The organism is Pseudescherichia sp., from assembly GCF_032052675.1.
Classification (GTDB): domain Bacteria; phylum Pseudomonadota; class Gammaproteobacteria; order Enterobacterales; family Enterobacteriaceae; genus Pseudescherichia.
Window position 1 is genome coordinate 33071 of the sequence record NZ_DAMBWA010000016.1, and the last position, 18472, is coordinate 51542.

At 56.9% G+C, this 18472-nt stretch carries 20 protein-coding genes; 9 read left to right on the forward strand and 11 right to left on the reverse strand.

What is annotated here, in order from left to right; all coding sequences use genetic code 11:
- Positions 1-486: a ribonuclease E activity regulator RraA gene (gene rraA, locus RTX96_RS18050; protein WP_103821671.1), complete on the forward strand. Its 486-nt coding sequence runs from the start codon at positions 1-3 to the stop codon at positions 484-486.
- Between the two features lie 86 nt (positions 487-572).
- On the opposite strand, the gene zapB is transcribed toward rraA, so the two are convergent.
- Positions 573-818 carry a septal ring assembly protein ZapB gene (gene zapB, locus RTX96_RS18055; protein ID WP_103821672.1) on the reverse strand — a complete coding sequence of 82 codons (246 nt, stop codon included), beginning with the start codon at positions 816-818 and terminating at the stop codon, positions 573-575.
- 391 nt (positions 819-1209) lie between these two features.
- Here zapB and RTX96_RS18060 point away from each other — a divergent pair, with 391 nt between their 5' ends.
- The 4 genes from RTX96_RS18060 to fpr all read left to right on the forward strand — a co-directional run bounded on the left by RTX96_RS18060 (position 1210) and on the right by fpr (position 5544).
- Positions 1210-2058, forward strand: a complete 849-nt coding sequence (locus RTX96_RS18060) for an MIP/aquaporin family protein (protein ID WP_268106366.1) — start codon at positions 1210-1212, stop codon at positions 2056-2058.
- Positions 2059-2078: 20 nt separating this feature from the next.
- On the forward strand, positions 2079-3587 hold the full coding sequence (glpK, locus tag RTX96_RS18065; RefSeq protein WP_103821674.1) for a glycerol kinase GlpK: 1509 nt from the start codon (positions 2079-2081) through the stop codon (positions 3585-3587).
- A 106-nt stretch (positions 3588-3693) separates the two neighbouring features.
- Positions 3694-4704, forward strand: coding sequence for a class II fructose-bisphosphatase (gene glpX / locus RTX96_RS18070; protein WP_312269561.1), 1011 nt, complete (start codon positions 3694-3696; stop codon positions 4702-4704).
- Between the two features lie 93 nt (positions 4705-4797).
- Positions 4798-5544, forward strand: coding sequence for a ferredoxin--NADP(+) reductase (gene fpr, locus RTX96_RS18075; protein ID WP_103821676.1), 747 nt, complete (start codon positions 4798-4800; stop codon positions 5542-5544).
- 16 nt (positions 5545-5560) lie between these two features.
- Here fpr and RTX96_RS18080 read toward each other — a convergent pair whose 3' ends face one another.
- Positions 5561-5980: a DUF805 domain-containing protein gene (locus RTX96_RS18080; protein ID WP_042394584.1), complete on the reverse strand. Its 420-nt coding sequence runs from the start codon at positions 5978-5980 to the stop codon at positions 5561-5563.
- 110 nt (positions 5981-6090) lie between these two features.
- On the opposite strand from RTX96_RS18080, the gene RTX96_RS18085 reads away from it, so the two are divergent.
- The gene (locus RTX96_RS18085) at positions 6091-6678 is read left to right on the forward strand and encodes a DUF1454 family protein (protein WP_103821678.1); all 588 of its coding nucleotides are present in this window, start codon (positions 6091-6093) and stop codon (positions 6676-6678) included.
- Between the two features lie 109 nt (positions 6679-6787).
- Complete coding sequence (tpiA, locus tag RTX96_RS18090; RefSeq protein ID WP_042394578.1) at positions 6788-7555, forward strand: triose-phosphate isomerase; 768 nt, start codon at positions 6788-6790, stop codon at positions 7553-7555.
- 63 nt (positions 7556-7618) lie between these two features.
- On the opposite strand, the gene RTX96_RS18095 is transcribed toward tpiA, so the two are convergent.
- The 5 genes from RTX96_RS18095 to cpxP all read right to left on the reverse strand — a co-directional run bounded on the left by RTX96_RS18095 (position 7619) and on the right by cpxP (position 12881).
- A complete protein-coding gene (locus RTX96_RS18095; protein ID WP_312671719.1) occupies positions 7619-8923 on the reverse strand; it encodes an SLC13 family permease in 1305 nt (434 codons plus the stop codon).
- Positions 8924-9025: 102 nt separating this feature from the next.
- The gene (locus RTX96_RS18100) at positions 9026-10015 is read right to left on the reverse strand and encodes a sulfate ABC transporter substrate-binding protein (protein WP_103821680.1); all 990 of its coding nucleotides are present in this window, start codon (positions 10013-10015) and stop codon (positions 9026-9028) included.
- A gap of 146 nt (positions 10016-10161) precedes the next feature.
- The gene (gene pfkA, locus RTX96_RS18105) at positions 10162-11124 is read right to left on the reverse strand and encodes a 6-phosphofructokinase (protein WP_103821681.1); all 963 of its coding nucleotides are present in this window, start codon (positions 11122-11124) and stop codon (positions 10162-10164) included.
- 177 nt (positions 11125-11301) lie between these two features.
- Entirely contained in the window at positions 11302-12207 is a 906-nt protein-coding gene (fieF, locus tag RTX96_RS18110) for a CDF family cation-efflux transporter FieF (RefSeq protein WP_312671720.1), read from the reverse strand.
- A 176-nt stretch (positions 12208-12383) separates the two neighbouring features.
- Complete coding sequence (gene cpxP, locus RTX96_RS18115; protein ID WP_103821683.1) at positions 12384-12881, reverse strand: cell-envelope stress modulator CpxP; 498 nt, start codon at positions 12879-12881, stop codon at positions 12384-12386.
- 150 nt (positions 12882-13031) lie between these two features.
- Between cpxP and cpxR the strand changes: the two genes are divergently transcribed.
- A complete protein-coding gene (gene cpxR, locus RTX96_RS18120; RefSeq protein ID WP_042394556.1) occupies positions 13032-13730 on the forward strand; it encodes an envelope stress response regulator transcription factor CpxR in 699 nt (232 codons plus the stop codon).
- Positions 13727-15100 (forward strand): envelope stress sensor histidine kinase CpxA, encoded by a 1374-nt coding sequence (gene cpxA, locus RTX96_RS18125; protein ID WP_103821684.1) that lies wholly within the window; start codon positions 13727-13729, stop codon positions 15098-15100. The genes cpxR and cpxA overlap by 4 nt, the downstream gene beginning before the upstream one ends.
- 23 nt (positions 15101-15123) lie before the next feature.
- Here cpxA and yiiM read toward each other — a convergent pair whose 3' ends face one another.
- From yiiM to rhaS, 4 genes are all read right to left on the reverse strand, one after another.
- The gene (gene yiiM / locus RTX96_RS18130; RefSeq protein ID WP_312671721.1) at positions 15124-15804 is read right to left on the reverse strand and encodes a 6-hydroxyaminopurine reductase; all 681 of its coding nucleotides are present in this window, start codon (positions 15802-15804) and stop codon (positions 15124-15126) included.
- A gap of 69 nt (positions 15805-15873) precedes the next feature.
- Positions 15874-16494, reverse strand: a complete 621-nt coding sequence (gene sodA, locus RTX96_RS18135; RefSeq protein WP_103821686.1) for a superoxide dismutase [Mn] — start codon at positions 16492-16494, stop codon at positions 15874-15876.
- 129 nt (positions 16495-16623) lie between these two features.
- Complete coding sequence (gene rhaR, locus RTX96_RS18140; protein ID WP_312671722.1) at positions 16624-17478, reverse strand: HTH-type transcriptional activator RhaR; 855 nt, start codon at positions 17476-17478, stop codon at positions 16624-16626.
- A gap of 80 nt (positions 17479-17558) precedes the next feature.
- Positions 17559-18395, reverse strand: a complete 837-nt coding sequence (gene rhaS / locus RTX96_RS18145; protein WP_312671723.1) for an HTH-type transcriptional activator RhaS — start codon at positions 18393-18395, stop codon at positions 17559-17561.
- Positions 18396-18472 lie beyond the last annotated feature (77 nt).

An 18472-nucleotide genomic window follows, 5' to 3' on the forward strand; every position in this document is an offset into this window, starting at 1 on the left:
ATGAAATACGATACTTCCGAGCTTTGTGACATCTACCAGGAAGATGTCAACGTCGTGGAACCGCTGTTTTCCAACTTTGGTGGGCGGTCGTCGTTTGGCGGACAGATCATTACGGTGAAATGTTTCGAGGATAACGGGTTGCTTTACGATCTGCTCGAACAGAATGGCCGTGGTCGTGTTCTGCTGATTGACGGCGGCGGTTCCGTTCGTCGCGCACTGATCGATGCTGAACTGGCACGCCTTGCCGCCCAGAACGAATGGGAAGGCCTGGTGGTCTACGGCGCGGTGCGCCAGGTAGACGATCTTGAAGAGCTGGACATTGGTATCCAGGCGATTGCCGCGATCCCAGTGGGGGCCGCAGGTGAAGGCATTGGCGAAAGCGATATCCGCGTGAATTTTGGCGGCGTCACCTTCTTCTCCGGCGATCATCTCTATGCCGATAATACCGGCATTATCCTCTCCGAAGATCCCCTCGACATCGAGTAATAAAAAGCCGGGTGGCGCTTCGCTTACCCGGCCTACTTACTCTGTAGGCCCGGCAAGCAATGCGCCGCCGGGCGTTTCGAAAGCAATTATACTTCTTCCATTCTGCCTAACAGCGCCTGAAGGCGATCCTGCCAGCCGTTCTGCTGTTCGCGCAGCTGATGATTTTCACGCTCCAGCTCTTCGCGGTGGTGGTGCGCATTCTGCACTTCCTGCGACAGGCCGTTGTTTTTCTCTTTCAGCTCTTCGATTTCCATCTGCAGTAACGTGATGGTGTCAATCGCCTGCTGTACTTTTGCTTCCAGTTTCTCAAACACTTCTAATGACATGGTCATACCTCTCCTGAATTGCAAGGCGACGCTTTAATATAAACGCGCACAACATAGCCCCGATTGTATGAAGCCCCGTCGCCCCTGTCCAGCGCCAGGGCGCGTAGTTTGCGGTTTGCAACACTTTTCATCCTTCGCCTGGTTTACACCGCTTTCCTTCCCATGATTTGTTAATCGATTCGTTAATGAAATGATTCAGCGCGCAGTTATCCCTTACGAAAAATATGTGCTCTATGGCGCGAAAACGCTCATTTTGTTGACACAGTACACACATTTTGATTTCGATATTTCTCGTTTTTGTTCGTTAACGATAAATTAACACAATGTCTACAGACATCATGGTTGTCTCTGCTCGCCATGCTAACAATAACCATTACACACACTTTAGGATCCGATTATGAGTCAAACATCGACCTTAAAAGGCCAGTGCATCGCCGAGTTCCTCGGTACCGGGTTGTTGATATTCTTCGGGGTTGGCTGTGTTGCAGCGCTAAAAGTGGCTGGCGCCTCCTTCGGCCAGTGGGAGATCAGTATCATCTGGGGTCTGGGGGTAGCGATGGCCATCTACCTGACCGCCGGTGTCTCCGGTGCGCATCTCAACCCGGCGGTAACCATCGCGCTATGGCTGTTCGCCTGCTTCGACGGGCGCAAAGTCGCGCCGTTTATCGCCTCGCAGTTTGCAGGCGCGTTTTGTGCCGCCGCGCTGGTCTACGGCCTCTACTACAACCTGTTTTACGATTTTGAACAGACCCACCACATGGTTCGCGGCAGCGTCGAGAGTCTGGACCTCGCCGGAATATTTTCAACCTATCCGAATCCGCACATCAATTTTGTGCAGGCCTTCGCGGTTGAAATGGTGATTACCGCTATCCTCATGGGCGTGATCATGGCGCTTGGCGATGACGGCAACGGTATTCCACGCGGCCCGCTGGCTCCGCTGCTGATTGGCCTGCTGATCGCGGTGATTGGTGCCTCTATGGGACCGCTGACTGGCTTTGCGATGAACCCGGCGCGTGATATCGGGCCAAAAGCCTTCGCCTGGCTTGCAGGCTGGGGCAACGTCGCCTTTACCGGTGGCAAAGATATCCCCTATTTCCTGGTCCCGCTGTTCGGGCCGGTAGCAGGTGCAGCGCTCGGCGCGTTTGGTTATCGTAAGCTGATTGGCCGCCACCTGCCCTGTGATATCCGCGAGGAAGAAGTGAAAGAGCCAGCTACCACTGCCGCACAACACAAAGCGTCGCTGTAATGTGACTACGGGAAAAAATGATGACTGAGAAAAAATATATCGTTGCGCTGGACCAGGGTACCACCAGCTCTCGCGCCGTGGTAATGGATCACGACGCCAATATCATCAGCGTTTCACAGCGCGAATTCGAACAAATTTATCCTAAGCCAGGCTGGGTTGAGCACGATCCGATGGAGATCTGGGCCAGCCAAAGCTCAACGCTGGTAGAGGTGCTGGCGAAAGCTGACATCAGCTCCGATCAGATTGCCGCTATCGGTATTACCAACCAGCGTGAAACCGTGGTGATCTGGGATAAAGAGACCGGTAAGCCCATTCACAACGCCATCGTCTGGCAGTGCCGCCGTACCGCCGATATCTGCGAGCATCTGAAGCGCGACGGCCTGGAGGATTACGTCCGCGCCACCACGGGACTGGTGATCGACCCCTACTTCTCCGGCACCAAGGTGAAGTGGATCCTCGACCACGTTGACGGCTCTCGTGAGCGCGCTAAGCGCGGCGAGCTGCTGTTCGGCACCGTCGACAGCTGGCTGATCTGGAAGATGACCCAGGGACGCGTCCACGTCACCGACTACACCAACGCCTCCCGTACCATGCTGTTTAACATCCACACCCTCGAGTGGGATGAGAAGATGCTGGAGGTGCTGGATATTCCGCGCGCCATGCTGCCAGAGGTACGTAAATCCTCCGAGGTCTACGGCCAGACCAACATCGGCGGCAAGGGCGGCACGCGTATCCCTATCGCCGGGATCGCCGGGGACCAGCAGGCAGCGCTCTTCGGCCAGCTCTGCGTGAAAGAGGGGATGGCGAAGAACACGTATGGCACCGGCTGCTTTATGCTGATGAATACCGGCGAGAAGGCGGTGGCCTCCGAGCACGGCCTGCTGACCACCATCGCCTGCGGCCCGCGTGGCGAGGTGAACTACGCCCTGGAGGGCGCGGTCTTTATGGCCGGCGCATCTATTCAGTGGCTGCGCGACGAGATGAAGCTGATCAGCGACTCGTTCGACTCGGAATACTTTGCTACCAAGGTGAAAGATACCAACGGTGTGTACGTGGTGCCTGCATTTACCGGCCTCGGCGCACCCTACTGGGATCCCTACGCCCGTGGCGCAATTTTCGGTCTGACCCGTGGCGTCAACGCGAACCACATCATCCGTGCAACGCTGGAGTCCATTGCCTATCAGACCCGCGACGTACTTGAAGCGATGCAGGCCGACTCCGGCATTCGCCTGCACGCCCTGCGCGTGGACGGCGGCGCGGTCGCCAACAACTTCCTGATGCAGTTCCAGTCAGATATTCTCGGCACCCGCGTCGAGCGTCCGGAAGTGCGCGAAGTCACGGCGCTGGGCGCAGCTTACCTGGCAGGCCTGGCGGTGGGCTTCTGGCAGAACCTCGACGAGCTGCAGGAGAAAGCGGTGATCGAGCGCGAGTTCCGTCCGGGTATCGAAACCACCGAGCGTAACTACCGCTACAGCGGCTGGAAAAGAGCCGTGAAGCGCGCGATGGCGTGGGAAGAGCACGACGAGTAATGACCACCCCGCCTCCTCTCTGTCCGGAGAGGGGGCATTACCCTCCGCGCTCTGTGTTAAACTTTGCACAATTTCTTTAATGACGTTCTTTAATGACGAGTGTGCAATGAAACGAGAGCTTGCGATTGAATTTTCCCGCGTGACGGAAGCGGCCGCGCTGGCCGGTTACAAATGGCTGGGCCGGGGCGATAAAAACGTTGCCGACGGCGCGGCGGTTAACGCCATGCGCATTGTGCTCAATCAGGTCAATATTGACGGGACCATCGTGATTGGCGAGGGTGAGATCGACGAAGCCCCGATGCTCTATATCGGCGAGCGTGTCGGTACCGGCCAGGGCGACGCGGTGGATATTGCCGTTGATCCTATTGAAGGCACCCGCATGACGGCGATGGGCCAGGCCAACGCGCTGGCGGTGCTGGCCGTGGGCGACAAGGGCAGCTTCCTGAACGCGCCGGATATGTATATGGAGAAGCTGATTGTCGGCCCTGGCGCCAAAGGCGCTATCAATCTTGACCTGCCCCTGGAGGAGAACCTGCGTAACGTGGCGGCCGCGCTTGGCAAGCCGCTCGACGAGCTGACCGTAACGATCCTGGCGAAACCGCGCCACGATGCGGTCATCGCCCAGATGCAGCAGCTCGGCGTGCGCGTATTTGCCATTCCGGACGGCGACGTGGCGGCCTCCATTCTGACCTGCATGCCTGACAGCGAAGTGGACGTGCTCTACGGTATCGGCGGCGCACCGGAGGGGGTGGTCTCCGCCGCCGCCATTCGCGCGCTGGACGGTGACATGCAGGGCCGCCTGCTGGCACGCCATCACGTGAAGGGCGACAGCGAAGAGAACCGCCGCATCGGCGAGCAGGAGCTGGCACGCTGTAAAGAGATGGGGATTGACGCAGGCAGCGTGCTGCAGCTGGACGACATGGCGCGCAACGATAACGTGATTTTTTCCGCTACCGGCATCACCAAGGGCGATCTGCTCGACGGCATTACCCGCAAGGGCAATATGGCCACCACCGAAACCCTGCTGATCCGCGGTAAATCCCGCACTATCCGCCGGATCCAGTCCATTCACTACCTCGATCGCAAAGATACGGACGTACAGCGCCACATTCTTTGAGGTCATTTGATCAATCGAGCTTTCCGGCCCGCTCGGGCTGGAAAAGTTCGTCTTAAGCGACGAAGATAAGGTTATACAGAACAGGAGACGATCATGGCGGATTGGGTTACAGGAAAAGTTACGAAGGTTGAATTCTGGACCGACGCGCTCTTTAGTCTCACCGTTCATGCTCCCATCCACCCCTTCAAGGCGGGCCAGTTTGCCAAGCTGGGTCTGGAGATTGACGGCGAGCGCGTACAGCGCGCCTACTCCTACGTTAACGCCCCCAGCGATCCGAATCTGGAGTTTTACCTGGTCACCGTCCCGGACGGCAAGCTCAGTCCGCGCCTTGCGGCGCTGAAGCCGGGCGATGAGGTGCTGATCGTGAGCGAGGCCGCCGGGTTCTTTGTGCTGGAGGAGATCCCCGAGTGTGAAACCCTGTGGATGCTGGCAACCGGGACGGCCATCGGCCCCTATCTGTCGATTCTGCAGGAAGGGAAGGATCTGGAGCGCTTTAAAAACCTGGTGCTGGTCCATGCCGCGCGCTATGCCGAAGATCTCAGCTATCTACCGCTGATGCTGGAGCTGCAAAAGCGCTACGAGGGTAAACTGCGTATTCAGACGGTCGTCAGCCGCGAAACGGTAGCCGGCTCGCTACACGGTCGCGTACCGGCGTTGATTGAGAGCGGGGAGCTAGAGCGCGCCGTCGGGCTGACAATGCGCCCGGAAGATAGCCATGTGATGCTGTGTGGCAATCCGCAGATGGTGCGGGATACTCAGCAGCTGCTGAAAGAGACCCGGCAGATGGCCAAACACCTGCGCCGCCGTCCGGGCCATATGACCGCTGAGCACTATTGGTAATTAACGGATCTGGTCACTAACGGAACTTCACGTCCAGCGTCGCTTTACCAAATTTGTTTTCGCCCGGCGTGCCGAGAAACGCGCCGAGGTCCACCAGCAGCATGACCATGATCAGCGTCGGGATAAAGCGCCCCACCGCCCACGTCCAGACGCCGCCTAGCACATCCCAACGCCCGGCCAGCAGCATCCACGCCAGCACCAGCAGCAAGGCCCAGTAGCCTGATTTACCGCGATCGTGCAGCCGTTTTACCACCACACAGGTCGTGGGCCAGAGCAGGCTGACCAGCGCAAAGGCCGCCAGCTGCAGATCCACCAGCCCGCTTCCCGCCAGCGAAAAGAGTGCCACCATCGACAGCGCCCAGAGCGCTATCCAGATCCAGAAGTCACGGCGTCCAATACGCCCTTTAAATGAGAATAACCACTGCTGTATGGTCATGTAAGGTTCCTTATAATCGTAGTGCTGCGTAGTTTACCTTAGTCGGGTCAGCTTTTGACAAGCCAGACGGTTATCGTTTTAATCGGGATAGCTAAACAGAGGGAGAGATCATGAAAAGATGGAGCGTATTACTGGCCTGGCTGGCGTGTTGCCTGCCCGCGCTGGCGGTAGAGGTTCCCCTGGCAGCCACGGCCCCCTATCTGCTGGCGGGTGCGCCAACCTTCGATCAATCTATTAGTCAGTTCCGGGAGAAATTTAACGCCGATAACCCCACCCTGACGCTCAATGAGTTTCGCGCCATTGAATCACGCAACGACCGCGCCAACCTGACGCGGGCTGCCAGCAAAATCAACGAGTCGCTCTATGCCTCAACGGCCCTTGAGCGCGGGACGCTGAAGATCAAGTCGATGCAGATCACCTGGTTGCCAGTCCAGGGACCGGAGCAGAAAGCGGCGAAAGCCAAAGCGCTGGAGTATATGGCGGCGGTATTACGCGCCTTTTCACCGCAGCTAACCAAAGCCAATAGCCTGCAAAAAGTGCAGAAACTGCTGAACAAAGGCAAAGGGAAAGCCTGGTATGCTGAGACAGAGGGCGCGCTGCGCTATGTTGCAGCAGATAACGGTGAAAAAGGGCTGACCTTCGCTGTTGAACCGATTAAGCTGACGCTATCTGATAGTGCTGAAGGTAACAATAAATGATAAAAAGCAAAGCCTTTGCAGGGATGAATCTCTATACTGTTTGACAACCATGCTGCCTGCAAACGGCAGCCATATTCCTTGATTCGCTGACAAAGCGTGGAGAATAAAAATGCGACATCCTTTAGTGATGGGTAACTGGAAACTGAACGGCAGCCGCCACATGGTAAACGAGCTGGTTGCTAACCTGCGTAAAGAGCTGGCTGGCGTTACCGGCTGCGGCGTAGCAATCGCGCCGCCGGCAATGTATCTGGACCTGGCGAAACAGGCCGCAGCGGGTAGCCATATCATCCTCGGCGCGCAGAACGTCGACGTGAACCTCTCCGGCGCCTTCACCGGTGAAACATCCGCTGAGATGCTGAAAGACGTTGGCGCACAGTACATCATTATCGGTCACTCTGAGCGTCGCACCTACCATGCTGAGTCTGACGAGCTGATCGCGAAAAAATTCGCCGTGCTGAAAGAGCAGGGTCTGATCCCCGTTCTGTGCATCGGTGAAACTGAAGAAGAGAACGAAGCGGGTAAAACCGAAGAGGTGTGCGCCCGTCAGATCGACGCCGTGCTGAAAACCCAGGGCGCAGCAGCGTTCGAAGGCGTCGTGATTGCTTACGAACCGGTATGGGCTATCGGTACCGGCAAATCCGCTACCCCGGCGCAGGCCCAGGCGGTGCATAAATTTATTCGTGACCACATTGCGAAAGCTGACGCGAAAGTGGCTGAGCAAGTGATCATCCAGTACGGCGGCTCGGTTAACGCCTCTAACGCAGCTGAACTGTTCACCCAGCCGGATATCGACGGCGCGCTGGTTGGCGGTGCCTCCCTGAAAGCTGACGCGTTCGCAGTGATTGTGAAGGCAGCGGAAGCGGCTAAGCAGGCGTAATCGTCGTTACCGCATTGCAAATGTTCGTGTAGGCCCGGTAAGCGCTAGCGCCACCGGGCTTTTTTACAGCTGTCCCAGCAGCTGATACCACAGATAGTCCAGCGGTAGCAGCACCAGATACGTTGCCACCGCCAGCGCCAGACAGAGCAGCATCCCCGCCCGGGCAGGCACCTTGCCTAGCGCCATCGCCACCACAATCGGCGAGGCCTGATACGGCAGCAGCGGCGTCGAGTACCCCAGTACCTGAATCATAATCGTCGACAGCAGCGGGAAACCGGTGGCGTCAGAGAAACTTTGCGCCAGGCTGGTATAGAGCGCCGGGACGCCGTTGGCGGTCATGATAAAGTTAAGCGCAGTGGTAATGCCGGTCAGGGCGGCAAAGCTGGTAAACGGATTTTGTGGATCCAGCGGCATAATATGCAGCAGCGCGTCACCGACGGCGCGGCCAATGCCGGTCTGCGTTACCGTGATCGCCAGGCCTAAAATCCCCGCCACGTAGATACAGGTGCGGATATTGACCCCGGTGGCGAACTCCTCGCCGTTAATAAAGCCGATGCGCGGCAGCAGCGTGACGCAGGCCGCCGCCAGACCGGTCCATGCCGGGCCAATCCCGTGCCAGCTCTCCGTTACCCACAGAATAAGCACCACCGCCAGCATCCAGGCGAGCCGCTTCTCGTCCCGGCTCATCGGCGTAGCGGGTTCAAGATCCCGCGCCGCATGCGGCTTACCGGGAAAGAGCCAGCAGATAAGCGCAATCAGAATGAGCCCTTTCAGGATGCCCAACACCGGCGTGTGCAGCAGCAGATAGGGAACATAGTTGAGATGAATACCAAATGCCCCTTCCGCCGCGCCGCTCATCACCAGGTTCGGCACGTTAGCGGGCAGGATCGTCGCGGAGAGCTGGAAAGTGCCAAAGCCCACCGCCAATGCCAGGCCAAACCATGCCCGCGTCCCTTCGTGGATCCCGGCTCGCGCCGCCATCGCGGCAACGATGGGCATCAGCAGGGCGATGCGTCCCATGTTTGACGGCATGACAAAGGCCAGCGCATAGCTCAGCAGCACCACGCTGCCCACCATCAATAGCCACGAATCGGTCAGCTTCGCCGAGATGGCCCTTGCCGCCCGGTCCGCCAGCCCGGTTTTGCGGATCGCCACGCCCAGCACAAAGCCGCTAAAGACCAGCCAGAACGCCGACGAGGCAAAGCCGCCGAAGATAACGTCCGCCGGGGCGATTTTGGCCACCATAGCGGCGGCAAAGAAGAGCAGCGCGGTAATGAACTCAGGCAGCAGAGAGGCGGCCCAAAGGACAATAGTGATGCCGATAATCAGTGAGGGAAGGAACAGAGGGTGCGTTAACCAGAGTGACATGCCTGTCTCCTGCTATTTTTTCACCGAGTCTACGGCGACAGGAGGGTTCAGTAAACGCCATTAATGGTGGGGCAAAAAAACGGCCCCGCAGGGCCGTTACGCTTAACGCTTGCTGATTTGGTCGAAGGTACCACCGTTGGAGAAGTGCTCTTTCTGGGCTTTTGTCCAGCCACCAAACTCTTCATCAATGGTGAACAGCTTGAGTTTCGGGAACTCGCTGTCATATTTCTTCGCTACGTCCGGGTTACGCGGACGATAGAAGTTTTTCGCTGCAATCTCCTGCCCTTCCGGCGAGTAGAGATACTTCAGATAGGCGTCAGCCACGGCTTTGGTCTCTTTCTTCTCAACGACTTTGTCGACCACAGAGACGGTCGGCTCGGCGAGAATAGATTCGCTCGGGGTGACAATTTCAAACTTGTCTTTGCCCAGCTCGTTAGTCGCCAGCAGCGCCTCGTTCTCCCAGGCGATCAGCACGTCGCCAATGCCGCGCTCGACGAAGGTATTGGTCGCACCACGTGCGCCGGAGTCGAGCACTTCCACGTTCTTGAACAGCGCTTTCACAAACTCCTGCGCTTTAGCCTGGTCATTGTTGTTGTGGTGCAGAGCGTAGCCCCACGCCGCCAGGTAGTTCCAGCGTGCGCCGCCGGAGCTTTTCGGGTTCGGCGTGATCACCGACACGCCCGGCTTAATCAGATCGTTCCAGTCGTGGATCTGTTTCGGGTTACCTTTACGCACCAGGAAAACGATGGTGGAGGTATAGGGTGCGGAGTTATCCGGCAGGCGTTTGATCCAGTTTTTATCGATGCGTCCACGCTCGGCGATGGCGTCAACGTCATAGGCTAGCGCCAGGGTTACCACATCGGCTTCGATGCCGTTAATAACGGAGGTAGCCTGTTTGCCAGAGCCGCCGTGCGACTGGCGGATCGTCACGTTATCACCGGTTTCCTGCTTCCAGTGCGCGCTGAATGCCTTGTTATACTGCTCGTACAGCTCACGCGTTGGATCGTATGAGACGTTTAAAAGCTGAATGTCCTTTGCCAGAACGCTGCCGGAGGCCAGCAGCAACGTTAACCCTACACCCCATTTGTTCATCGCTCACTCTCTTATATGTTGAGTTGTGTTGTGATGGACTCAGCGTGCCAGAAAGCGAATCAATGATTAAAGAATAAAAAAAGATTGGCTATAACGAAGGGGAATAAAGAGAACGTCCCTCCCCGGTTGGGGAGGGATACCTTGAATCAGTAAAGCTTTTTAGCGCAGTCCAGCCAGTCGCCTTTAAACGGACGCTTCATATTTTCGATAGCGTCGATGATGTCGTGGTGCACCATCTTCTCGTTCTGAATACCGACGCAGCGGCCGCCGTGGCCCTGCAGCAGCAGTTCAATGGCGTAGGCACCCATACGGGAAGCCAGAATACGGTCGTAAGGAACCGGAGAGCCGCCGCGCTGGATGTGGCCGAGAACGGTGGCACGGGTTTCGCGTTTGGTCTCGGACTCGATGTACTTCGCCAGCTCGTCGATATCACAGATGTGCTCGGTAATGGCGACGATAGCGTGCTTTTTACCCTTCGCGATGCCAGCCTTGATTTCGCTCACCAGATCTTCACGATTAAACTCGACTTCTGGCAGGACGATAAACTCGCAGCCACCGGCGATAGCCGCCGCCAGGGTCAGATCGCCACAGTAACGGCCCATCACTTCAACGATAGAGATACGCTGGTGGGAAGAGGAGGTGTCACGCAGGCGGTCAATCGCTTCAACCACCGTATGCAGCGCGGTGAAGTAGCCGATGGTGTAGTCGGTACCGGCAACGTCGTTATCGATAGTGCCCGGCAGGCCGATGCAGGGGAAGCCCATTTCGGTCAGGCGTTTCGCCCCCATATAGGAGCCGTCGCCGCCGATGACCACCAGCGCGTCGATGCCGCGTTTTTTCATGTTTTCGATAGCCACGGCGCGGATGTGCTCTTCACGGAACTCCGGGAAGCGAGCAGAGCCAAGGAACGTGCCGCCACGGTTGATCATGTCAGAGACGCTGTAGCGGTCGAGCTGCACCATACGGTCTTCATACAGGCCCAGATAGCCGTCGTAAATGCCGCAAACTTCCAGACCTTCAGTTAATGCTGCCCGGACTACGCCACGAATTGCAGCGTTCATGCCAGGCGCATCACCGCCACTTGTCAACACACCGATTTTCTTAATCATGACTACCTCTGAACTTAGGAATGCAAAATAAATTCTTGCCCGAAGCGACGCCCTGGGGAGTGAATAGCTATGCTGCGCATAGTATATCAATCTCTCCTGGCTGAATTGATTCAGGTCAGACCAAATGGCGGTAATTTATACACAAAATGCTGGCCTGACTCACCTTTTTACACCTTGTTACCTGGCCTCGATGCCAGACACCGCGCCCTGGGGTACAACGGAACAAGGATCCTGATGGATTATCACATCAGAACCCGGGAAACGGCGCAATATGGCCTCTTCAACCTGCTCGGCCACCAGATGCGCCTGAACAAGCGGGAGGTTGTCGTCCATTTCCAAATGAATCTGAATAAAGCGGGTCGGCCCTGACTGCCGCGTGCGAAGATCGTGCGCCCCGCTGACCCCAGGCCAGCGGGTAACGATAGCAATTATTTCCTGCCGCTCCTCATCGGGCAGGGCGCGATCCAGCAGCGACTGGACCGCTTCATACCCCATGCGTAGCGCGCTATAGAGGATATAAGCGCCGATACCCAGTGCAAAGAGGGCATCCGCCCAGTGCCAGCCATACCAGGACAGGCCCAGCGCGACGAGAATAGCGCTATTCATCATAACATCAGACTGATAATGAAGCATATCGGCGCGCACGGCCTGGCTTTGCGTTTTTCGCACTACCCAGCGCTGAAAAGTGACGAGGATCACAGTACACACCAGCGCGACCAGAGTTACGATGATGCCAATCTGCGGCGCATTCATCGGTTCCGGACGGGCAAGGTGCTGAATACCGGTTAAAAAGAGAAACAGCGCCGAGCCGGAGATAAACATGCTCTGCGCCAGCGCTGCCAACGACTCGGCCTTGCCATGCCCGAAGGTGTGCTCATCATCCGCTGGCTGGAGGGAGTAGCGCACCACCAGCAGGTTGGTCAGCGAGGCGGCGATATCCACCAGCGAATCCACCAGCGCCGCCAGCACGCTCACCGACCCGGTGTACCACCACGCAAAAATTTTGATCACCAGCAGCAACGAGGCCATTACCGTCGCGGCAATGGCTGCCCGGCTCACCAGCTGCCCATACATTTGATTCATACGCACTCCTGTCCGGACACAGGGGTAGTATAACGGATGATAAATCAGGCAATGTGACAAAAAACGGGGGTGTTTTGCTCGCGGCAAGGAGATTAAGGGCAAAAAAAACCCCCTCATCATGAGGGGGAAGACAGGGATGGTGTCTATGGCAAGGAAAACAGGGTTGTTACTGGTTACTACTTACTACCGGTACTGCTACTCGATAACGTTAGCGGAGAGTCCTGCTGCATTTTTGCAACGTCGCGCAGCTGAGCGATCCGCTGTTGGTGCTTGTCATGTAAAACCGCCTGTTGCTCGGGCGTAAGCAGGTGGTACATCTGGTTGCGAACCCGGGCCATTTCGACCTGACGGGCAACCTGCTCCTGCGCCATCTTTTCTGCCTGAGCGCGTACGGCGTTTTCATCAAATTTTTCTGCGGTCACGAGGTCGTGCATAGTCTCGATTTCGCTAACATTAACAGGGGGCAGCTTATGCCTTGCCTGTTGCATCAAATCACGCAGTTGCTGGCGTTGATGCTCGGTTAAACTGATGCCGTCAAACATATGACTCTGGGTATTACGCGGTGCAAGTTCTTCCGACGTATGCCAGTTATCGCCTGTTACGACTTCAGCTGCGTGGCCAACCGTACTTAACGCCAGCGTTGAGGCCATGACGGCAGCGGTAACAATGCGCATCACTTGCTCCCAAAATCGTTTGTGTCGCCAATCAACTGAACTCAGTCTACGATTCAGGCTGCAAACTAGCGTCAGGGGGTGTAAAACAACGTAAAGTCATGGATTAGCGCGCCTTGATGACGTAATTTCTGCCTCGGAGGTATTTAAATAATGAATAAAATTTTGTTAGTTGACGATGACCGAGAGCTTACTTCCCTTTTAAAGGAGCTGCTCGACATGGAAGGCTTCAATGTGCAGGTTGCCCATGACGGGGAGCAGGCGCTCGACCTCCTGGACGACAGCATCGATCTGCTTTTGCTCGACGTAATGATGCCAAAGAAGAATGGTATCGACACCCTTAAAGAGCTACGCCAGACACACCAGACCCCCGTCATTATGCTGACGGCGCGCGGCAGCGAGCTGGATCGCGTTCTCGGCCTTGAGCTGGGCGCGGACGACTATCTGCCTAAACCCTTTAACGATCGCGAGCTGGTGGCCCGTATCCGCGCTATCCTGCGGCGTTCGCACTGGAGCGAGCAGCAGCAGAACAGCGATAACGGCTCACCAACGCTGGAAGTGGACGCCCTGAGCCTCAACCCGGGCCGCCAGGAGGCCAGCTTTGATGGCCAGTCGCTGGAGCTTACCGGTACCGAGTTCACCCTGCTCTATCTGCTGGCGCAGCACCTGGGCCAGGTCGTCTCCAGAGAGCATCTTAGCCAGGAGGTCCTGGGGAAACGCCTGACGCCGTTCGATCGCGCGATCGATATGCATATCTCTAACCTGCGTCGTAAGCTGCCGGAGCGTAAAGATGGCCATCCGTGGTTTAAAACGCTGCGCGGACGCGGCTATCTGATGGTTGCAGCTTCATGATAGGAAGTTTGACGGCACGCATCTTTGCTATTTTTTGGCTAACGCTGGCACTGGTGCTCATGCTGGTATTAATGGTGCCTAAGCTGGACTCCCGGCAAATGACGGAGCTGCTGGATAGCGAGCAGCGTCAGGGCGTCATGATAGAGCAGCACGTTGAGGCGGAGCTGGCCCTCGATCCACCAAACGATTTGATGTGGTGGCGGCGGCTGTTTCGCGCAATTGATAAGTGGGCACCGCCGGGGCAGCGCCTGCTGCTGGTGACCAGTGAAGGCCGGGTGATCGGCGCTGAACGCAGTGAAATGCAGATCATTCGTAACTTTATTGGCCAGGCGGATAACTCTGATCATCCGCAGAAGAAAAAATATGGACGGGTAGAGCTGGTAGGGCCGTTTTCCATCCGCGACGGGGAAGATAACTACCAGCTCTACCTCATCCGTCCGGCGAGCAGTTCCCAGTCCGATTTTATCAACCTGCTGTTTGACCGACCGCTCCTGTTGCTGATTGTTACCATGCTGATCAGCTCTCCGCTGCTGCTCTGGCTGGCATGGAGCCTGGCAAAACCGGCGCGCAAGCTGAAAAACGCGGCGGACGAGGTCGCGCAAGGTAACCTGCGCCAGCATCCGGAGCTGGAGTCCGGTCCGCAGGAGTTTCTTGCCGCCGGGGCCAGCTTTAACCAGATGGTAACCGCCCTTGAGCGGATGATGACAACCCAGCAGCGCCTGCTCTCTGACATCTCTCACGAGCTGCGCACCCCGCTAACGCGTTTACAGCTGGGCACCGCCCTGCTGCGCCGCCGCAGCGGCGAGAGCAAGGAGCTGGCCCGCATTGAGACCGAAGCGCAGCGCCTCGACAGCATGATCAACGATCTGCTGGTCATGTCGCGCAACCAGCAGAAAAATGCGCTATTGAGCGAGACCGTTAAGGCTAATCATCTGTGGAAAGACGTGCTGGATAACGCCGCCTTTGAAGCCGAGCAGATGGGGAAATCCCTTACCGTTAACTTCCCGCCGGGGCCGTGGCCGCTTTACGGTAACCCGAGCGCAATGGAGAGCGCCCTGGAAAATATCGTGCGTAACGCCCTGCGCTATTCACATACCAGGATTGAGGTGAGCTTTGCGGTGGATAAAGAGGGCGTGACGGTTAACGTCGATGACGATGGGCCGGGCGTCAGTGCGGAGGATCGCGAGCAGATTTTCCGCCCGTTCTATCGTACCGACGAGGCGCGCGATCGTGAATCCGGCGGTACCGGGCTGGGGCTGGCGATTGTTGAGACGGCGATTCAGCAGCACCGCGGCTGGGTGAAGGCCGACGACAGCCCGCTGGGCGGCTTACGCCTCACGATCTGGCTGCCGCTGCATAAGCGTTCGTAATATCCAGGCCGGGCGACCCCGGCCTACGCTTTCCTGCCCCACAGTCTGGGCGCAAAGCTCTCAATTTTGCCGCTCAGGCGTCGTTTCTGCATGGTTCTCGCCCAGCTCACCGAGAGGCCAGCGGCAGAGAGCAGACGGTGGTACTGCTCGTCGTCAAACGGCAGATGCCAGGCGATAGCGGCTGCCTCATAGACGCTCACGTCGCTACAGCGGGAAACCAGCTCAAAGGGGGCATCGCCGGAGACGTTGCCCGGGGCAATCACCCGGTAGAGCCAGCCCGTGCGCCCGCTCTCTTGCATCAGGGAAGAGAGATCATGAATGGCAAAATGGTAGTTAACCTTGAAGCAGGGCGAACGCGGTTGGGTCACCTGAATCAGCGCCTCGCCCCAGTGAAAGATATCCCCAATGTAGACGTTTTGCTCAGTTAGCCCCTCGGTAGAGAGGTTCTCGCCAAACGCCGGCGCAACAAAGCGTTCCGCCTGTTCAGGAAATGCGCTTGCCCACTCGCGATAGTGCTCGCGTGGATAGTGGCACAAAGCACGATCCGGCCCGCCGTGGATCTTCTTCTCGGCCTGCTCATCTCCCGCAAGCCCCCGCTCAGTTAACGCCAGCTCGCCGTCAACCTGCACTTTGGCAATGGCGCTTGGCCGACTGCCCTCGTAATTTCTTACTTTTCCGGTAAAAACGTTAACCTGATGGTGCATCACCGCGCCTTATCCAGAGACAAAAAAAGCGAGTCATTAGACTCGCTTTTCACCGGTAGCAATGCAACCTTATTTTTTAGCAGCGAAACGGGCAGCAGCTTCGTCCCAGTTCACCACTTCCCAGAATGCCTTGATGTAGTCCGGGCGTTTGTTCTGGTATTTCAGGTAGTAAGCATGTTCCCACACGTCCAGGCCCAGGATCGGGAAGCCGGATGCGCCAGAAATAGCTTCACCCATCAGCGGGCTATCCTGGTTTGCAGTAGAGACAACGGCCAGTTTGTCGCCTTTCAGTACCAGCCATGCCCAGCCAGAGCCGAAGCGGGTTGCCGCTGCTTTCTCGAACTCTTCTTTGAATTTCTCAACGGAGCCGAAGTCGCGCTCGATAGCGGATTTCAGTTCACCCTGCAGGGTAGTGCCGGTTTTCAGGCCTTTCCAGAACAGGCTGTGGTTGGCGTGGCCGCCCGCGTTGTTACGCAGTACGGTTTTCTTGTCAGCCGGAACCTGATCCAGTTTTGCGATCAGCTCTTCTACCGGCAGGTTAGCCAGCTCCGGCAGGCTTTCCAGCGCAGCGTTAGCGTTGTTAACGTAGGTCTGGTGATGTTTAGTGTGATGGATTTCCATCGTCTGCTTATCGAAGTGTGGTTCCAGTGCATCATAAGCGTACGGCAGTGATGGCAGTGTGTAACTCATAATCATCTCCATTAATTGTCGGGCGGCGATACTGTTAACGCCGCGTAAGCAGTTGGTTCATTATAGTTAATTAAGTAGTGTTGAAAATGTTTATCAATGCCGTAGTTTTTATATGGTTATAACCTTTTGTTATGTGCCCGGGAGTGATCTGCTACGGTGCCGCCACTGGCTAGGCGCCACGCCGGTTTCACGGGTAAAAACCACGGAAAAATAGTTGCTGTCTTCAAAACCACAGCGTGTGGCAATTTCACCGATCATCAGCTCGCTGTGCTGCAGCAGATACTGGGCATGACAGATGCGCAGCTGGCGCAGGTAGTTATTGATTGTCATGCCGGTCTGGGTACGAAACTGCTGACGTAGTGTACGCTCACTACACTGATTTTGCTCACAAAATTGTTCAAGCAAAAAGGCACGGTTAAGGCTGCTGGCCAGGGCAGTAATAAGCTTATCCAGCAACGCTTCGCTGCGGGTCGCCGAAAGATTATCGGTGGCGTAGCGATGGCGCTTCAGGGTTAATATGAGCTGGGCAAACAGGGTCTCCGCCAGCGGATCGGAAAGCGGATCCGCTTTGGCGCTCTCATGCTCCAGCTGGCTAATCACCTGCCGCGCCTGGGCCATGCCGCTGCTGCCGATGCGCCAGTAAGGTATCGGCTCCCCGCCGTCCAGGCCGGGAATATGCGCGGCCCAGTCAAGGTTGAGCGTCAGCCGCTCCGGGCAGTAGATAATATTTTGCAGAACCAGATCGTTTACTGAGGCGTAGGCGTGACGATCCTCGGCACGGATATAGAAGAGATCGCCCCGGGTAATGCGGTAGGGACGATCGTTAAGAATATGCAGGCCGTTGCCGCGCCAGACCAGCACCAGCTCGTTAAACTCGTGGGCGTGTTCAGCAAAGACGTTTTGCGGATAGCGATCGGCCACCGCGACCGCCTGCCAAGGCCTGGCAAAAAAATCCTCTCTCCGCAAAATTAACTGGCCTGCCACAGCGTCACCTCAACTGCCTTCAACCTTCTATATTTAGCTGTTTTTTAGCAAAAAAACGGTGACTGCCTTCTCGTTTACGGCTATTGCAGCGGCGTGTCCCGCCCCTGGCGAATATCCCGCGGTGACCAGCTAAACTCCCGGCGAAAAAGGGTCGAAAAGTGATTGCTGTCGCCGAAACCGCAGCGAAACGCAATGTCAGTAACGCTCTCATCGCTGTGGCGCAACAGGTGGCGGGCTTTAATCAGGCGCAGGCGATTCAAGTAGCGCTGCGGGGTCATTCCCGTGTGCTGCTTCAGCTGACGGTGCAGCGTACGCAGTGAGAGAGCGAAACGGTCGGCAAGAGACTCCCAGCAGACCTCATCCGCAAAGTGATCTTCCAGCCACGCCATCATCTGGTTCAGGCGGGCATCGTTGTTAACAGCGCCCTCTTCAAGGCTGCTCTTACGCAGCAGCACCAGCAGCTGCATAAACAGGATCTCCCGGCTGGCAAGAGCGGCAGTTCCCTCCTCCTCGCCGCTCTGCTCCATCTGGCTGACAATCTGCCGCACCTGCTGTAGCGCTCCCTGGTTAACTCGCCAGTGAGAGGGGTAGTGTCCGTCCTGCTCCTGAGGCAGCAGCTGGTTCAGGCCTGCCAGGAACTGGAACGCCTCTGGCGAGCGGTAGAGCACGTTGGTCAGGCAGAGATTATCCGTGTGCTCGTAAAGGTGTCTGTCATGGTCGCGGATAAAGCAGACGCTCCCCCCGCTGATGGAGTAGGGCTGGCCGTTAAAGACGTGAATGCCCGATCCATGCTCAACGATAACAATCTCATGAAAATCATGGTGATGTTCAGGAAACGCCGACTGGGGAAGGCGCGGCTCGATAGCCACAGGCGTTTTACCTGAAGGAAAAAAATCCACGCTGTGTAGTACGGTCATGATGGCTTCCTGAACTGGAGAACATGCCAAAAAGAGTAATGAAGGGCTGACAATCCCACCTTGAATTTTTGACGTCA